General features: G+C 69.0%; 14 protein-coding genes. 7 read left to right on the forward strand and 7 right to left on the reverse strand.

Annotation, left to right across the window (positions count from 1 at the left end; genetic code table 11):
- Positions 1 to 6 precede the first annotated feature (6 nt).
- From ACN6PJ_RS16995 to ACN6PJ_RS17005, 3 genes are all read right to left on the reverse strand, one after another.
- Positions 7 to 1,548, reverse strand: a complete 1,542-nt coding sequence (locus ACN6PJ_RS16995) for an MFS transporter (protein WP_427997019.1) — start codon at positions 1,546 to 1,548, stop codon at positions 7 to 9.
- Positions 1,549 to 1,622: 74 nt separating this feature from the next.
- The gene (locus ACN6PJ_RS17000) at positions 1,623 to 2,078 is read right to left on the reverse strand and encodes a MarR family winged helix-turn-helix transcriptional regulator (RefSeq protein ID WP_427997020.1); all 456 of its coding nucleotides are present in this window, start codon (positions 2,076 to 2,078) and stop codon (positions 1,623 to 1,625) included.
- Positions 2,079 to 2,183: 105 nt separating this feature from the next.
- Positions 2,184 to 3,245 (reverse strand): LacI family DNA-binding transcriptional regulator, encoded by a 1,062-nt coding sequence (locus ACN6PJ_RS17005; protein ID WP_427997021.1) that lies wholly within the window; start codon positions 3,243 to 3,245, stop codon positions 2,184 to 2,186.
- Positions 3,246 to 3,357: 112 nt separating this feature from the next.
- Between ACN6PJ_RS17005 and ACN6PJ_RS17010 the strand changes: the two genes are divergently transcribed.
- The 6 genes from ACN6PJ_RS17010 to ACN6PJ_RS17035 all read left to right on the forward strand — a co-directional run bounded on the left by ACN6PJ_RS17010 (position 3,358) and on the right by ACN6PJ_RS17035 (position 10,507).
- A complete protein-coding gene (locus ACN6PJ_RS17010; RefSeq protein WP_427997022.1) occupies positions 3,358 to 4,377 on the forward strand; it encodes a TRAP transporter substrate-binding protein in 1,020 nt (339 codons plus the stop codon).
- A gap of 9 nt (positions 4,378 to 4,386) precedes the next feature.
- Positions 4,387 to 6,267: a TRAP transporter large permease subunit gene (locus ACN6PJ_RS17015; RefSeq protein WP_427997023.1), complete on the forward strand. Its 1,881-nt coding sequence runs from the start codon at positions 4,387 to 4,389 to the stop codon at positions 6,265 to 6,267.
- Between the two features lie 66 nt (positions 6,268 to 6,333).
- Positions 6,334 to 6,873, forward strand: coding sequence for a VOC family protein (locus ACN6PJ_RS17020; RefSeq protein ID WP_427997024.1), 540 nt, complete (start codon positions 6,334 to 6,336; stop codon positions 6,871 to 6,873).
- A 34-nt stretch (positions 6,874 to 6,907) separates the two neighbouring features.
- The gene (locus ACN6PJ_RS17025; protein ID WP_427997025.1) at positions 6,908 to 8,185 is read left to right on the forward strand and encodes a ribulose-bisphosphate carboxylase large subunit family protein; all 1,278 of its coding nucleotides are present in this window, start codon (positions 6,908 to 6,910) and stop codon (positions 8,183 to 8,185) included.
- A complete protein-coding gene (locus tag ACN6PJ_RS17030) occupies positions 8,182 to 9,528 on the forward strand; it encodes a four-carbon acid sugar kinase family protein (protein WP_427997026.1) in 1,347 nt (448 codons plus the stop codon). The genes ACN6PJ_RS17025 and ACN6PJ_RS17030 overlap by 4 nt, the downstream gene beginning before the upstream one ends.
- Before the next feature lie 79 nt (positions 9,529 to 9,607).
- Complete coding sequence (locus tag ACN6PJ_RS17035) at positions 9,608 to 10,507, forward strand: energy transducer TonB family protein (RefSeq protein ID WP_427997027.1); 900 nt, start codon at positions 9,608 to 9,610, stop codon at positions 10,505 to 10,507.
- A 12-nt stretch (positions 10,508 to 10,519) separates the two neighbouring features.
- Here ACN6PJ_RS17035 and ACN6PJ_RS17040 read toward each other — a convergent pair whose 3' ends face one another.
- The 4 genes from ACN6PJ_RS17040 to ACN6PJ_RS17055 all read right to left on the reverse strand — a co-directional run bounded on the left by ACN6PJ_RS17040 (position 10,520) and on the right by ACN6PJ_RS17055 (position 14,693).
- A complete protein-coding gene (locus ACN6PJ_RS17040; RefSeq protein WP_427997028.1) occupies positions 10,520 to 11,794 on the reverse strand; it encodes a M28 family peptidase in 1,275 nt (424 codons plus the stop codon).
- An 85-nt stretch (positions 11,795 to 11,879) separates the two neighbouring features.
- Positions 11,880 to 12,869, reverse strand: a complete 990-nt coding sequence (locus ACN6PJ_RS17045) for a Bug family tripartite tricarboxylate transporter substrate binding protein (RefSeq protein WP_427997029.1) — start codon at positions 12,867 to 12,869, stop codon at positions 11,880 to 11,882.
- Between the two features lie 125 nt (positions 12,870 to 12,994).
- A complete protein-coding gene (locus ACN6PJ_RS17050; RefSeq protein ID WP_427997030.1) occupies positions 12,995 to 13,915 on the reverse strand; it encodes a LysR substrate-binding domain-containing protein in 921 nt (306 codons plus the stop codon).
- 58 nt (positions 13,916 to 13,973) lie between these two features.
- Entirely contained in the window at positions 13,974 to 14,693 is a 720-nt protein-coding gene (locus ACN6PJ_RS17055) for a GntR family transcriptional regulator (RefSeq protein WP_427997031.1), read from the reverse strand.
- 111 nt (positions 14,694 to 14,804) lie between these two features.
- On the opposite strand from ACN6PJ_RS17055, the gene ACN6PJ_RS17060 reads away from it, so the two are divergent.
- Positions 14,805 to 15,818: an Ldh family oxidoreductase gene (locus ACN6PJ_RS17060; protein ID WP_427997032.1), complete on the forward strand. Its 1,014-nt coding sequence runs from the start codon at positions 14,805 to 14,807 to the stop codon at positions 15,816 to 15,818.
- Positions 15,819 to 15,828: the final 10 nt, after the last annotated feature.

Raw genomic sequence — 15,828 nt, forward strand, 5'->3', positions numbered from 1 at the left:
GCCGCGCTAGCGGAACACTCGCTGGGTCAGGCTTACGACGACCGCCGTCAGCGCCACCGCCACCACCACGTGGAAATGATCCAGGCTGGCCAGCAGCACCGATTGCCGGGCGACCATCTGCGCGATCTGCTCCAGGGCAAGCTCGCGGGCCTGCGGCCCCGCCGCGGAAAAGGATTCGGCCAGGCGGGCCATGGCCTGTTCGAAATTCGCATTGCCCGCCACGATGCCGCTGCGCAAGCGATCGTAATGCTCGGACGTGAACCACTGCTGGCCGATCGTCGCAAGCATGATGCCCAGCGCCTGCCCAACCTGCGCCAGCATGTTCTTCACCTGTTGCGCATGGGCGAACACGGTAGGGTCCCCGGTCAGGCCGGTGAACGTCTGCATGGCCGTGGTCGGCATGACGATCATGATGAACATGCCATAGCAGGCCAGCCCGGGAAAGACGCCGGTCCACAGGTCGGCGTCGGGCGTCAGGCGCGACATCTGCCCGCCGAAGGCCGCCAGCGCCAGGAATCCCGCAACGAAAAACTTGCGCGGCGCGGGCCAGCGCGGCAGCAGTTGCGACATCACCGCCCAGGTCAGCACCCCCGCTCCCAGGCCCATGGCGAAGAATTCTCCCGTCGTGGACCAGGACTGGCCCAGGGCGCGCTGCAGCATCACGGGCACCAGATAACCGTTTGCGCCCAGCATCAGGTAGCACGCCATGAACAGCGCCAGCCCGCAGATGAAGCGCACCTCCTTCATGCCGCCCAGCTTGAGCAACGGCGCGCCGTTGCGTGTCTCGGACCGCACGAAGTAGCCCAGCGCCGCGATGCCCGCGGCCGCCCACAGCACCAGCAGATGACGGTCGCTGAAGAAATCGTAATAGGACCGCTGCAAGGCGTGCAGCACCAGAAAGCTGCCCGCGCCCAGGGCGACAATCGGCATCAGCCGCGCCTGGCCGGCCAGCACCGCCCCCGCCTCCTTGCCCGGCATCGCCCGCGCGACGGGAATCATCGCCAGCAGCGACAGCGCCGCGACAAGCCAGAACATCATTGGCCAACCATCGCGGTCCACCGCCATCGAGGCCAGCCAGGGCGCCAGCGCCGTGCCCACGCACAGGCCGGTCGCCAGGGCCTTGATGCCATGGAAACGCGCGGGCCCGGGCGGAATCAGGTTGACGCTCAGCCGCGACGACGTAAGCATGGCCGCGCACCCCGCGGCCATCAGGATCCTGCCGCACAGGAACCCCGCCTGGTTGCGCGACAGCGCGCAAACCGCCGCGCCCGCGGCGGCCGCGCCGAGCGACGCCAGCAGATAGCGCCGCAAGCCAAGGCGGTGCACCAGCCAGCCCTGCAACGCAATCATCACCACGGCCACGCAGGCGTAGATCACGGCGACGGTGGAATACTCCTCAGGGCTGGCGCCGATCTCGCCCATGATGGGCGCGGCGGCGAAAGTCACCATGCCGTTCTGCAGGAAATCGATGAGAGTCAGGGCGCCGATGACGGATAGCAGCGAGGCGGGGACGGCAGGTATTCCTGGAGCGCGGGACGAGGCATGCATGATATGGATTTTGCATGCCCAGGCTGTATATGCCTAGGCAGATAAATAGTTAAAAAAAAGCGGACCGATGAGCGTCAGTCCGGCTTCGCGTTGATCAGGATGCGCGACAGCAGCTTGTGCAGCGTTTCGGCGTCCTTCTCCGAGAACCCCGCCAACAGCCGGCGAAACGCCACTTCGGTCACCTGCCGCGCCTGCGGCAAGGCCGCCTGGCCCAATTCGGTGAGTTCGATCAGGGAACTGCGCCGGTCGGATTCGTTCTCCACGCGGCGGATGAACCCCTTGGCCGCGATGCGGTCGAGCAGCCGCGTCATGGCGCCGGAGTCATAGGCGAGCACGCGGCAGAAATCGCTGAGCGTGCGGCCCCAGCCCTTGGCCAGGCAGTTCATCACCACGTATTGCGGCACCGTCATCTGCAGGGGCGCGAGCTCGCGCTCCAGCGCATCCTGGATGCCGTTGCGCACGGACGTCACCAGGAAACCGAGGTCGCCGGTGCAAAACTCGTCCAGCACGGAAGCTTTGGCTTTATTCACGATGGGTCTTGCCGTCCGCTCATCGGATCGATTTCCGCATATTAACTGCCTAGGCAGTTAATATGCAAGCGCGGCGCCGCCCGGGTCCGCCCCCTGGCCGGCCGCCTATGGCAGGTTCTCCCGGAAGATCACCTGGCTGCGCGCCAGTTCCACGCCGTTCATGGGGCTACGCTTGTCGCGCAGATTGCAGAAGATGCGCACGCAGCTCATCAGGGCCTCCATCGGGCTTTGCGTGATGACCGCGTCCATGGTGCCGTCTATCAGCAGCGAACGGGTATCGGGCGTGAGGCCATGGCCGATGAAGACGACGCGATGCTGCAGGCCGGCCTCCTTGAGCGCGCGCGCCACGCCGTCCGAGGCCCCGCCGATGTTGTAGATGCCGGCCAGCTGGGGATACTGCTCCAGCAACTGGCGCGTCTGCTCGTAGTTTCGTTGCGCATCGTCGTAGCCTTCCCGCAAGTCCACCACCTGCATGGCCTGGAACTGTTCCGCATACAGCTGCAGGAACCCCCCTTCCCGCTCTTCGTGCGCCCGGTAATGGCGCGACCCGGCGATCAGCGCCACGTGCGCCGCCCGCGAGCCGATGAAGCGCGCGATGAGATACCCCGCGGTGCGGCCGGCGGCGCGGTTGTCCAGGCCCACGTAGGCCGCGCGCGCGCTGTTGGCGATGTCGGAAATCAACGTCACCGTCGGCACGCCCTGCTGCGCGAGCGCATCGACGGCTTCGCGCACCGCAGGATGCTCCAGCGCCATGAACGCAATGCCGTCGGCCCGCTTGCCGTGCTTGGCCAGCGCCCGGGCCAGCGCGTCGGGGTTGAAGCTTTCCACGTATTCGACCTGGCACTTGGCGTTGAGCGGCGCGAAGTGCTCGTGCGCATAGCTGACCGTGTCGCCCAGCATGCGCAGATAGCGATTGCTGCCGCGCGGCAGCAGGAACACGAGCCGCATCGGTTCGGGAGCGGCGGCCGAGCGTATGTCCTGTTCGGGCAGGTAGTCGAGTTCGAGCGCGGCCTTGAAGACTTTTTGCGCGGTGCTGGCCCGCACGCCGGGACGGCGGTTCAGCACGCGATCGGCCGTGGCGGTGGAGACGCCCGCCAGGGCCGCCACGTCCGCCAGGCGCGCAAGCTTGCGTTCGGAAGGTGTTCGATTCACATCAAAAACCATCAAAAAGGAAGTTTGACGATGATAGCGCCGATTCACTATTGTCCAGTCTGCCGCATGGGATTGGCGCTTTTGTGGCACATCAAAAAACATCATAACCATGTTTATGGAGACAACCATGAAGCTGCTGACACGCCGCAGTGCCCTGCGCCGCCTTGCCGCGGTTCCCGCCCTAGCCCTGACCAGCGGTTTCCCGCTGATCGCCCGCGCGGCCGACTACACGCTCAAGTACGGCAACAACCTGCCGGTCACCCATCCGCTGAATATCCGCGCCCAGGAAGCCGCCGAACGCATCCTCAAGGAAAGCAATGGCCGCGTGGACATCAAGATCTTCCCGAACAACCAGCTCGGCGGCGACACCGACATGCTGGCCCAGGTGCGCTCGGGCGGCATCGATTTCTTCACGCCTTCCGCGCTGGTCATCGCGACCCTGGTGCCGGTGGCGGCGATCAACGCCGTCGGCTTCGCCTTCAAGGACTACCACCAGGTCTGGAGCGCCATGGACGGCGCGCTGGGCGCGCACGTGCGCGCCGCCATCGCGCAGCGCCGCCTGTACGCCTTCGAGAAGATGTGGGACAACGGCTTTCGCCAGACCACCAGCAGCAAGGCGCCCGTCAACACGGCGGCCGACATGGAAGGCCTGAAGATCCGCGTGCCGGTGAGCTCGCTGCCCATCTCCATGTTCAAGGGCCTGGGTGCCGCCCCGGCCAGCCTGCAATTCAGCGAAGTCTATTCATCGCTGCAGACCAAGGTGGTGGACGCGCAGGAAAACCCGCTGCCCATCATCCAGGTCGCCAAGCTGTACGAGGTGCAGAAGTACTGCTCGCTCACCAACCATATCTGGGACGGCTACTGGTTCATCGCCAACGGCCGCATGTGGGAAGGCCTGCCGGAAGACCTGAAGACGGTCGTGGCCCGTGGCATCAACGAGGCCGGCCTAGCGCAGCGCGAGGACATCAAGCAGCTCAACGCCTCGGTGCAGTCGGACCTGGAAGGCAAGGGCCTGCTGTTCAACCAGCCCTCTGCCGACAGTTTCCGCGAGCAGTTGCGCAGCGCCGGCTTCTACAAGGAATGGCAGGGCCGCTTCGGCAACGAGGCCTGGACCCTGCTGGAGCAGGCCGTCGGCAAGCTGGCCTGAGGTCGCGCCATGTCCTCCCTGTCCGCTCCCCACGCCTCGCCGCCGCTGCTGGCGGCCCACCCCCTGCGCCGGGCCGCCGGCGCGCTAGACGGCCTGCTGGGCTGCGTGGTCGAACACGTGGCGGCGGCGATCGTGCTGGTCGAGATCGCCGTGCTGTTCGCGGGCGTGGTGGCGCGCTACGCGTTGCACAGCCCGCTGGTCTGGTCCGACGAACTCGCATCCATCCTGTTCCTGTGGCTGTCCATGCTGGGCGCGGTCGTCGCGTTGCGGCGCGGCGAGCACATGCGCATGACCGCCCTCGTCAACCATGTCGGCCCCGCGCGGCGCGCGCAGCTGGAGACCGTCGCCCTGGCGGCGTCGCTGGCCTTCCTGGCGCTGATCCTCGCGCCCGCCATGGAATATGCGCACGAGGAACATTTCATCATCACGCCCGCGCTGGAGCTGAGCAACGCCTGGCGCGCCGCCGCGATCCCGGCCGGAATGGGTCTGATGGCCGTGGTGGCCCTGCTGCGGCTGGTGCGCACGCAGACGCTGCCCCAGATGCTGGCGGCGCTGGCCGGCGCGGCCGCCGTGGCGGCGGCTTTCTGGCTGGCCCAGCCGCTGTTCTCGGCGCTGGGCAAACTGAACCTGCTGATCTTCTTCGTCGGCATCGTCGCGGCCACCGTCTTCGCCGGCGTGCCGATCGCGTTCTCGTTCGCGCTGGCGACCTTCTCCTATCTTGCGCTGACCACCCACACCCCCATGGTGGTCATGGTGGGCCGGCTGGACGAAGGCATGTCCCATCTGATGCTGCTGGCCGTGCCGCTGTTCATCTTCCTGGGCTCGCTCATCGAAATGACCGGCATGGCGCGCGCCATGATCCAGTTCCTCGCAAGCCTTCTGGGCCATGTGCGCGGCGGACTGTCCTATGTGCTGATCGGCGCCATGTACCTGGTGTCGGGCATCTCGGGTTCCAAGATCGCCGACATGGCGGCCATCGCGCCGGTGCTGTTCCCCGAAATGCAAAAGCGTGGCGCCAAGCCCGGCGACCTGGTGGCGCTGCTGTCGGCCACCGGCGCGCAAACCGAGACCATTCCGCCCTCCATCGTGCTCATCACGATCGGATCGGTGACGGGCGTGTCCATCGCCGCGCTGTTCACCGGCGGCCTGCTGCCCGCCGTGGTGCTGGGCCTGGCGCTGTGCTCGGTGGTGTGGTGGCGCTACCGCAAGGAAGACCTGAGCCTGGCCCAGCGTTTCACGCCCAGGGAAATCGGCCGCTACTTCGTGATCGCGCTGCCCGCGGTGGCGCTGCCCTTCGTGATCCGCGCCGCGGTGGTCGAAGGCGTGGCGACCGCCACCGAGGTCTCCACCATCGGCATCGTGTATTCCGCGATCGTCGGACTGCTGATCTACCGGCGTTTCGATTGGGCGCGCCTCAAGCCCATGCTGATCGAGACCGCCTCGCTGTCCGGCGCCATCATGCTGATCGTGGGCTGCGCCACGGCCATGGCCTGGGCCCTGACGCAATCGGGCTTCTCGGGAGACCTGGCCCGCCTGATGGCCGGCATGCCCGGCGGCGCCTACGGATTCCTGGCCGTATCCATCGTGGCCTTCATCGTCCTGGGCAGCGTGCTGGAAGGCATCCCCGCCATCGTGCTGTTCGGCCCTCTGCTGTTCCCGATCGCGACGCAGGCGGGCGTGCATGAAGTCCACTACGCGATGGTCGTGATCTTCGCGATGGGCATCGGCCTGTTCGCGCCGCCCTTCGGCGTGGGCTACTACGGCGCCTGCGCCATCAGCCGCGTCGATCCGAACGAAGGCATCGGCCCGATCTGGGGCTATGTCGCCGCTCTGCTGGCAGGCCTGGTCATCGTCGCCGCCTTCCCCTGGTTCTCCATCGGTTTCCTGTGAGGCCCGCGGCCCGCGCCGGGCCGCGCTTTCCCGCGCTCTTCAACCCTTTTTCCGCAAAGATCCATCATGAGTCGTTTCCTGGGCGAAATCCGCCAACTCGGTTATGTGGTGCACGACATCGAAGCCGCCATGGACTACTGGAGCGCCACGCTGGGCGTGGGCCCCTGGTACTACAACCCGCGCGTGCCCATCGTGAACTACCGGTACGACGGCGCCAGCCATGACCCCCACAACTCGGTGGCGCTGGCCAATTCCGGCTTCGTGCAGGTCGAGCTGATCCAGACCCGCAACGACGTGCCCTCCATGTACCGCGATTTCCTGCAAGCCGGACGCACCGGCCTGCAGCACGTGGCCTATTGGACGGAAAACTACGACGTCGACCTGGAGCGCCTGCTCGCGCAGGGCTTCAAACCCAAGATGAGCGGCGAAGTGGGCGAAAAGGGCCGCTTCATCTATTTCGACACCGAATACCACCCCGGCACCGTGATCGAACTGTCCGAAGTGGCCGGCCCCAAGGGCCGCATGTTCGACCTGATCCGGGACAGCGCCCGCGACTGGGACGGCAAGGACCCGGTCCGCCCCTTCCCCGACCTGAGCCGTCTCTGACGCGCCCCGCCCGCCATCGCCGCATACCGCCACCATGAATTCCCAATCCTTTACCGCCACCTATCTGATCGAAACGCCCATGGATCCCGCCCGGGTCGCGGAAGTCATGGCCGGCGAACAGTCCTGCGGCACGTTCACGCGCGTGCAGGGCGAGACCGATGAACTTCGCGCCCGCGCCCGCGCGCGGGTCGAATCCATCGAGGAACTGGATGCCGCCGACGCGCCCAGCCTGCCCAACGCCTGGCTGGCGCGCCAGCCGGGCGGGATGCCTGCCCGATACCGGCGCGCCCGCGTGCGCATCGCCTTCCCGGTCGCCAACGTGGGCGCCAACCTGCCGACGCTGGCGGCCACGGTCGGAGGCAACCTGTACGACCTGGGCGAAGTGACCGGCCTGCGCCTGGAAAGCATGGAGCTGCCAGCGAACTACCGCGCGCAGTTCGACCTGCCGCGCGCCGGCATCGCGGGCACGCGGGCGCTGACGGGCGTGCAGAGCGGACCGCTGGTGGGCACCATCATCAAGCCGAACGTGGGCCTGTCGCCCGAGCAGACCGCCCACCTGGTAGCCCAGCTCTGCGCCGCCGGCGTCGATTTCATCAAGGACGACGAGGTCTGCGCCAACCCGGCCCACGCGCCCCTGGCGCAGCGCGTGGCGGCCGTCATGGCCGTGGTGCGCGCCCACCGCGAACGCACCGGCCGCCAGGTCATGGTGGCGTTCAACATCACCGACGAAACCGACGCCATGCGCCGCCACGCCGACCTGATCGAAAGCGAGGGGGGCGCTTGCGTCATGGCCAGCCTGAACCACTGCGGCTATTCCGCCATCCAGACCCTGCGCCGCAGCACGCCGCTGGTCCTGCACGGCCACCGCAACGGCTACGGCGCGCTATCGCGCCACGCCCTGCTGGGCATGGGCTTCCAGGCCTACCAGACGCTGTGGCGCCTGGCGGGCGTCGACCATATGCACGTCCACGGCCTGCAGGGCAAGTTCTCGCAGGACGACCGCGAAGTCGTGGACTCCGCGCGCGATTGCCTGGCGTCGCTGACGTTCGGCATCGACGATCCCGTCATGCCCGCCTTCTCGTCGGGCCAATGGGCGGGCACGGTGCCTGCCACCTGGTCGGCCGTGCGCAGCGACGACCTGCTGTTCATGTCGGGCGGCGGCATCCTCGCCCACCCGGACGGCCCGGCGGCCGGCGTGCTTAGCATCCGCCAGGCCTGGCAGGCGATGCGCGCGGGGCAAAGCCTGGAAGACCATGCGCGTCAGGCCCCTGAACTGCGGCGCGCGATCGACTTCTTCGGAAACCGCTCATGAGCGGCGAGCGCGGCCCCGCTCCGCCGCGCGTGGCCTGGTACGGCGACGATTTCACCGGCGCCACCGACACGCTTGCGGAGGTTTCCCGCGCCGGCCTGCGCAGCCTGCTGTTCCTGGGCGTGCCCACGGCGGAGCAGCTGCGGCGGGCCGGCGCCCTGGACGCCATCGGCATCGCGGGCGCGGCCCGGGGCATGGCCCCCGCCGCAATGCAGGCCGAGCTGCGCGGCGTGGGCCGCTTCATGGCCGGCACGGGCGCGCGCGTGCTGCACTACAAATGCTGTTCCACCTTCGACAGCGCGCCCCACGTCGGCAACATCGGCGCCGCCGTCCAGGAACTGCGCCGCCACATGCCCAATCCGCTCGTGCCCATCGTGGGCGGACAACCCAGCATCGGGCGCTATTGCAGCTTCGCCCAGCTGTTCGCCCGCGCGGGCTCGGACCCCGAGATCCATCGCATCGACCGCCATCCGGTCATGAGCGCGCACCCCGTCACGCCCATGCACGAAGCGGACCTGCGGCGGCATCTTGCCGCGCAAGGCCTGCTCGGCGTGCGCTCGGTGCCGCACACGGCCTACCCCCGCCTGCGGCAGGCGGCGGACGCGCCCGCGCTGGAACGCTGGATCGACCAGGTCATCGAAACGGCCGACGGCCCCTTGTTGCTGGACCTGATCGACGACGAGCAACTGGCCGTCATCGGCCGCCTGATCTGGCGCGCCGCTACCTGTCTGCCGCTGCTGGCCGTCGGCCCCAGCAGCGTGCAGCAGGCGCTGGCCCGCGCCATGCCGGGCGCCCGCCCTGGCCTCGCGCCCGGCCCCCTGCCCGCCGCCGCCGGACCGGTGCTGGTCATGGCGGGCAGCCTGTCGCCCGTCACGGCCAGGCAGATCGCCTCCTGCCGCCACTACACGCGCCAGCCGCTGCGCGTGGAACGCCTGCTCGGCGACGAGGGCTACGCCGCCGCACAGACCCGCCAGGCGATCGCCGCGCTGGCCCGGGGAAAGAACCTGCTGCTGCACACCGATAACCCTGGCGAGGCGCTCGCCGCGGAGCACACCGCCGCCACCGCCCGCGCCACCGCCCGGCTCGCCGCCGCCATCGTGCAAGGCTGCGCGCAGGCCGGCCAGAGGCTCGGCCGCGTCGGCATCGCGGGCGGCGACACCTCCAGCCAGGCGACGCTGGCGCTGGGCCTGTGGGGCCTGTCTTTTCGTTGCGTGCTTGCGCCGGGCGTCACCGTCAGCATCGCGCGCAGCGACGACCCGCGCCTGGACGGCATGGAACTGATGCTCAAGGGCGGCCAGATGGGCGGCGACCTGCTGTTCGACGATCTGGCGCTGGGCCAGGCCTGACCCCCGACACGCGGCCGGGTTATGCTGCGGCCACGCGCCCGACCGCCTGCCGGGCGCCCGCCCCAGGAGAATCCCCGACATGAATTGGCCGCTCCGCGCATCGACGATGGCCGCGATCGTGCTGTGCGCGTCCGCCACCGCTTCGGCCGCCGCCCCGGCTTCCCGCGCCGAATGGAGCGGCGCCGTGGTGCGCCAGCTGCAGCGCCACCTGTCCATGCCCAGGGAAGCCCACGATCTGGAAGGCCCGCTCAACCTGCGCCTGCGCCTGACGGTCCTGCGCGACGGCAAGATCGACAAGGTAGCGCTGGCAAGTTCCTCCGGCTATGCGGCCGTGGACGAGGCTGCCGCCGGCATGGTGCGCCGGGCCAGCCCGCTGCCCGCCTTCGCCCCCGACATGGCGGCCGAAAAGGAAATCGTGATGCTGCCGGTGCGCTTCCAGACCGAGGGCCAGGCGCCGCAGCCTTCCTCAAGCACCGGGCGCCAGTACGCCGACCCGGCTCGCGGCTTCGGCGTAACGGTGCCCGCCCCCTACCGGATCCTGCGCACCGGCCGCACGCCGGAATTCGATGTGCTCGTCCAGGTTGCCAGCGCCCCCGGCGCGCCGCCCGCGGCGGGGGCCGCCGACGCGCTGTGCGGCATCGGCTTCGCGGCCCCGCGCAAGACGCTGAAGACCCGTCCCGGCGCGGGCATGCCCCATACGGCGGAGGCGCGGCTGGCCGCCGCCGAGGCCGCTCAGGCCGAGCGCGGCGTCGCGCTCGAGGAACGCCAGGCATTCGAGCTCCACGGAGCCCGGGGCGTGGACTTCGTCGCCCCGCCCGCCAGCGGGCCGGACCGCGATCGGCTGCTGCAATACACCGCGCTCGTGGACACCCTCACGCTGCGGGTCGCCATGAACTGCACCACCACCCGCGACGGCATGGCGGCCGCCCTGCCCGCCTTCCGGCGCATCCGCGACGGCATCAGCCTGGGCAGGCCGTAGCGCGCCCGCCGTCTATCGGGAGGCCAGGGACTCGAGCTGCGCGTCGCTCATCCGCAAGGCGACGTCCGCCATGGCGCACGTGACCGCCACGGCCTGGCGCAACTCGGCCTCCTCGATGATGGCGGGCACGTCGCCCGCCGAGAGGATGTTGTTCACACGCGACTCCGGCTTGCCGAATCCGGCCAGCAGGCGCAATGCGGGAATGCCATGGCGCGCAAAATTGGCATGGTCGGAATTCGGCATCAAGGGCAGCCAGGTGCCCACCGACACGCCACTGGCGTCGGCGGCGTCCTGCACGACGGCCGCCAGCGCCGGGAAATCGCTGATCAGCGCGGTCAGGCTCGCATCGCCCGCCACCGTATCCAGATTGATGTCGAACTTGAGGCGCGCCCGCTCGGCGGGCGCGAGCGCCGCAAGGTAGCGCGCCGAGCCGGTCAGCGCCCATTCCTCGGCGCAGAAAAAGCAAAGCCGCAGGCTGGGCGTGTCCGGCCCGACCCGCGCCGCCAGCGCGCGGAACGCGGCCAGCGCGGCCGCCACGCCCGTGCCGTTGTCCAGCGCGCTCACGCCCAGATCGTGCCCGTCCATGTGGGCGCTGATGACGATCACGCCATCGCGGCCGCCCGCGATTTCCGCGATGCCGACGCTGGCGCGCGCATCCTCGATCTCCTCGCCCCTGACCGCGATGCGCACGCGCGCCGCCCCCGCCTCGCAGGCCGAGGCCAGCGCCGCGCCCCCTTCGTGGTCGATGTAGGCGGCGGGGATGCCCGCGCCGCCCCGCGGCCTGCCCGAGGAGCCGGACAGCACGCCTTGCCCGGGCACATTGTTGGCGATGAGGAACGCCGCGGCGCCCGCCTCCACCGCCATGTCGTACTTGCGGCGCCGGTGCACGTGGTCGCCGGTGAACGGGTACTCGTGTCGCACCAGCACGGCGCGGCCGCGCGCGCGATCGCCAAGCCGCGCGAAATCCTCGGGGCGCCCCCGCCCCGCGTCGACGACGTCCAACTCCAGACCGCTCCCGGGCGTGGACGCCGAGCGCAACAAAGGCCGGCATGCCAGGGACCGGCGCGCCGGCCCCAGCAGTTCCAGGCTCGCGGCCTCGCAGCGCCAGGCATCGTAGGGCACGGTCAGCGTCCGGGTGGCGGCCACCTCTGCGGCGCGGGCCATGGCCCAGGCCATGGCCGCGTCGTCCTGTCCGCTGCCGGACATGCGTCCGCCAAAGCCGCAGATCGTATTGAAATCACTCATCAGCGCCGCGTCGTTGGCGGCGGCTCGAAGCCAGGGTTGCATCTTGGATGTCTCGGTTTCCGGCGCCGGCATCCGTCGGGACGGCGGCGCCGCGTTGATGGGAATCGGCGGCGGACGGGGCCGCGCCTTACTCGAATTTGATGCCGGCGCGCTTGACCACGTCCTGCCAACGCTCGAAGTCGGCGTCCAGCAAGCGGGTCAGCGCCTGGGCGCTCGGATCGGCCAGCGCCTCCACCCCCACACTGCTCAGCCGCTGTTTGACGGGAGCCGATTGCATGACCGTTTTCATGGCGCTTTCCAGCTTGTCCCGCACGGGCTTGGGCGTGCCGGCGGGGGCCATCAGCCCCCACCAGCTCTGCACCGTCAGCTTGGGCAGGCCCAGTTCCTCGAAAGTCGGCACGTTGGGCGTGGCGGCCTCGCGCGCCGGCGAAGACACGGCGATCGGCGCGATCTTGCCGGCCTGGTACAGCGCGGCGGCCGTGGGCATGGTGGTGAAGCTCACCTGGATCTGGCCGCCCGCCAGATCGTTGACGGACGCCGAGGCGCCCTTGTAGGGAATATGCACCAGCCGGGTCCCCGTATTCAGCATGAACAACTCGGCCATCAAGTGCGTCAGCGAGCCGTTGCCCCCCGAGCCGATGGAAATGGATCCGGGCTTGTCCTTGGCGGCGGCGATAAGCGCCGGCACGGTCTGGCCCTCGAAGCGCGGATTGACGAACAGGTACATGGGCGACACGCCCAGCAGCGAAATCGGCGCGAAGTCCTTGCGGGCGTCATATTTGATGCGGTCGCCATACAGCGCCGGAACGATGGTGAACGGCACGTCGGCGAGCAGCAGCGTGTAGCCGTCCGCGGCCTCGCCCGCCACGTAGGCGGTTCCGATCATCGATCCCGCGCCCGCCCGGTTTTCGACCACCACGGGCTGGCCCAGCGCTGCGCTCAACTGATCGCCGATGCCGCGCGCGATCACGTCCGAACTGCCGCCCGTGGCGTACGGGACGATCAGGCGGACCGGCTTTTCGGGATAGGCGGCCCGGGCCGGCGCGGCGGCAAGAAGCGCGGCAGCAGACAATGCGGACAGAATGCGGGCAAACGGCAAGAACTTGGAGATGTTCATGGTGTCGGTCGAACCGGAAGGTCACTGGGGTCCGGCCATTCTGGCGGCTGCCGGGCGGCCCGCGCAAAGGACATATGCGCATGGGGCATTCCACAGCGGAATACCGCCGCCCCCTCCCCGCCCGCTCACCGGGACAGGTACGACCTCACCTGTTCATTGAATGCCGCGGCCCGCTTCGCCACCCAATCGCAGAAGGCGTCGGCATAGGCGCCGCCCACGTTCGGACGGGGCTGCATGAGGTAATAGCCATAACGTCCGTCGACCGATTCGCCCAAGGGGCGCACCAGTTGCCCGGCCTCGAGATGCGCGAGGACCATGCACACGGGCACGATGGCCGCGCCCAGCCCGTGGAGCACGGCGGGCAGCAACACCGAAAACCCTTCATATTCCGGCGCCGTGGCCGGCGCGCCGGCCCACAGCGGCGCGACGTCGGCGCGCCATTCGTCCCAGCTGTAGCCGCGCTGCGCGCGCTTGAGCAGCGGCACCCCGTCCAGGTCCTCGACCGTGCGCACCGGATGGCGCGCCAGCAGGCCCGGCGCGGCCACCAGCGTCATCTCGCGGCCGCACAGGTATTGGGCCGACATACCGGCCACGTGCCCGGTGTGCAGCTGGATCTCGGCATCGAAACGCTCGGCCTGGTCGCGCCCATGCAGCAGGCGCGGCCTTACGTTGACCCGCACCTCCGGATGCAGGGAAAAGAACTCCGACAACCCCGGAATGAGGCAGAACTGCGCGAACGACGGAGACACCGCGACATTCAGCGCCACCCGCGACATGGGATGAGCCACCAGCGCATCGGCCTCGTCGATCAGGCGCAGGGCCGCGCTGATCCGTTCCAGGTACAGCGCGCCGGCGTGCGTGAGCCGCAGTCCATTGGGCAGTCGCTTGAACAGCGCCGTGCCCAGGCGGTCTTCGAGGGCGCCGATATGCTTGCTGACCGCGCTCTGCGTCAGGTGCAGCGCTTCCGCGCTGCGGCTGAAATTGAGGCTGCGCGCCGCGGACAGGAAAATCCGCAGCGTGACCAGTGAATTGCGCGAACCTTTCATACCGCGCCCGCCCGTCCGGCGCCGGCCGCAGTCCAACCCTTAGCCGCGGTTTGCATGGTCAATCCAGCATTTCGAAGAACGGCGCCATGCGCTCGCGCGAGCGCAGGATGTGGTCTCGCATGGCGGCCGCCGCGCCTTCGGCATCGCGCCGGTCCAGCGCCTGCACGATGCGCGCATGTTCGGTCACGGCCTCTTCCGTGACCCGCGAATGGAAGCGCAGCCGGAACAAATGGGTGTGCGCGTACAGCCGGGCCAGGGCTTCGGCCAGCAGCTCGTTGCCGCTGTGCTCCGCGATCCAGGAATGGAACTGGGCGTCCAGCACGGCGAACTTGCCATAGGCCACGCGCGCGTCGTCCGCGCTCGGGGCGCTCATCGCCGCGGACAGCGCGGCCAACTCCTGGCGCGAGGCGTCCGTCATGCGTTGCGCGGCCAGGCTCGCGCCGAACGGCTCCAGCTGCAGCCGCAATTCGTACATCTGCTCGAAGCGCCGGCGCGAAGGCATGGGCGCCGCGCTGTAGCCCACATGGTGCGTCTTCACGACCAGCCCTTCCGTTTCCAGGCGGATCAGCGCCGCGCGTATCGGCGTCTGCGACACGCCCAGTTCGCGGACCAATGCGTCCACGGCGATGCGCATGCCCGGCGCGATCTTCAAGGAAATGAGCTGCGACAGCAGCGCTTCATAGACTTCATCGCCCAACGAGCGCACGCGTTCGCCCAGGCGCGATCCGCCAGACGATGCCGGGGACGCGGCTGCGGAGCCGAGGGAGAGAGTGGTCATGGTTGTTTCCCCTAGGTTTGCCAACAATCGGTTGACGTCCAATTTGTTACAAGGTTAGCATAAATCAGATCGTATTTCGGATCCGATCGGATTTAACAACTGGCTGAGACTATGACGACAACGATAAAAATGGGGGAGGCATGGGAAGTCTGTGTCCGCGCGCTGGAACAGGCCGGCACCCCGACAGGCCACGCCGCCACGCAGACCAACCTGCTGCTTGAAGCCGAATTGCGGGGCCGCGCCTCGCACGGGCTGCTGCGGCTGCCGCGCATCATCGAGCGCATCCGCAACGGCGTCGCCGACCCGAACACCCGCGGCAAGGCCGTGTGGCGCGCCCCCGCCTTCCTGGACATGGACGGGGAACGCGGCCTCGGCCCCGTCATCGCGCTGGCGGCGCTGGACCGGATCCGCGGCCGCGCCCGCGAAACCGGCATCGCCGTCGCGGCGGTCAGCAACAACAACCACATCGGCATGCTGGCGCTGTATGCGGAACAGGTGGCGCGCGAAGGCCAGATCCTGTTGGCGCTGTCCACCAGCGAGGCCCTGGTCCACCCCTGGGGCGGCCGCCGCGCATTGATCGGCACCAACCCCATCGCGATCGGCGTGCCCACCGAAGCCGAGCCCTTCGTGCTGGACATGGCCACCAGCCAGGTGGCCATGGGCAAGATCCACGACTACGCCAATCACGGCCGCGCGCTAGAGCCCGGCTGGGCGCTGGACGGCGCCGGCAATCCCACGACCGACGCCGCGGCCGCCAAGGCCGGCGCATTGGCGCCGTTCGGCGAGGCCAAGGGCTATGCGCTCGGCCTGGCCTTCGAACTGCTGGTCGCCAGCCTGACCGCATCCGCGCTGGGCACGGCGGTCAAGGGCACGCTGGATTCCAGCGAGGTCTGCAACAAGGGCGACGTCTTCATCGTGGTCGAAGCGGGGGCCGGCGCGGTGGCCTCCCGCATTTCCGATTACCTGGATGAAATCCGCGCCTGCCCCGCCCTGCTTCCAGAGCGTCCAGTGGCCGTACCCGGAGACCGGGCGCGCGCCGAGCGCCGCCATCGCCTGGATGCCGGCATCGAGCTGGCCGACGAAGTCTGGCACCGCATCCTCGACCTGGCGCAATGCGCCGTCTGAACTCCATACG

This window comes from Achromobacter sp., assembly GCF_050285585.1.
In the GTDB taxonomy this organism is placed as follows: domain Bacteria; phylum Pseudomonadota; class Gammaproteobacteria; order Burkholderiales; family Burkholderiaceae_B; genus Achromobacter.

Excerpts from the sequence above, each read along its gene's own strand:
- ACN6PJ_RS17010 (WP_427997022.1), top strand. The coding sequence starts at position 3,358 with ATGAAGCTGCTGACACGCCGCAGTGCCCTGCGCCGCCTTGCCGCGGTT.
- ACN6PJ_RS17025 (WP_427997025.1), top strand. The coding sequence starts at position 6,908 with ATGAATTCCCAATCCTTTACCGCCACCTATCTGATCGAAACGCCCATG.
- ACN6PJ_RS16995 (WP_427997019.1), bottom strand. The coding sequence starts at position 1,548 with ATGCATGCCTCGTCCCGCGCTCCAGGAATACCTGCCGTCCCCGCCTCG.
- ACN6PJ_RS17030 (WP_427997026.1), top strand. The coding sequence starts at position 8,182 with ATGAGCGGCGAGCGCGGCCCCGCTCCGCCGCGCGTGGCCTGGTACGGC.
- ACN6PJ_RS17015 (WP_427997023.1), top strand. The coding sequence starts at position 4,387 with ATGTCCTCCCTGTCCGCTCCCCACGCCTCGCCGCCGCTGCTGGCGGCC.
- ACN6PJ_RS17040 (WP_427997028.1), bottom strand. The coding sequence starts at position 11,794 with ATGCAACCCTGGCTTCGAGCCGCCGCCAACGACGCGGCGCTGATGAGT.
- ACN6PJ_RS17020 (WP_427997024.1), top strand. The coding sequence starts at position 6,334 with ATGAGTCGTTTCCTGGGCGAAATCCGCCAACTCGGTTATGTGGTGCAC.
- ACN6PJ_RS17045 (WP_427997029.1), bottom strand. The coding sequence starts at position 12,869 with ATGAACATCTCCAAGTTCTTGCCGTTTGCCCGCATTCTGTCCGCATTG.
- ACN6PJ_RS17055 (WP_427997031.1), bottom strand. The coding sequence starts at position 14,693 with ATGACCACTCTCTCCCTCGGCTCCGCAGCCGCGTCCCCGGCATCGTCT.
- ACN6PJ_RS17060 (WP_427997032.1), top strand. The coding sequence starts at position 14,805 with ATGACGACAACGATAAAAATGGGGGAGGCATGGGAAGTCTGTGTCCGC.
- ACN6PJ_RS17035 (WP_427997027.1), top strand. The coding sequence starts at position 9,608 with ATGAATTGGCCGCTCCGCGCATCGACGATGGCCGCGATCGTGCTGTGC.
- ACN6PJ_RS17050 (WP_427997030.1), bottom strand. The coding sequence starts at position 13,915 with ATGAAAGGTTCGCGCAATTCACTGGTCACGCTGCGGATTTTCCTGTCC.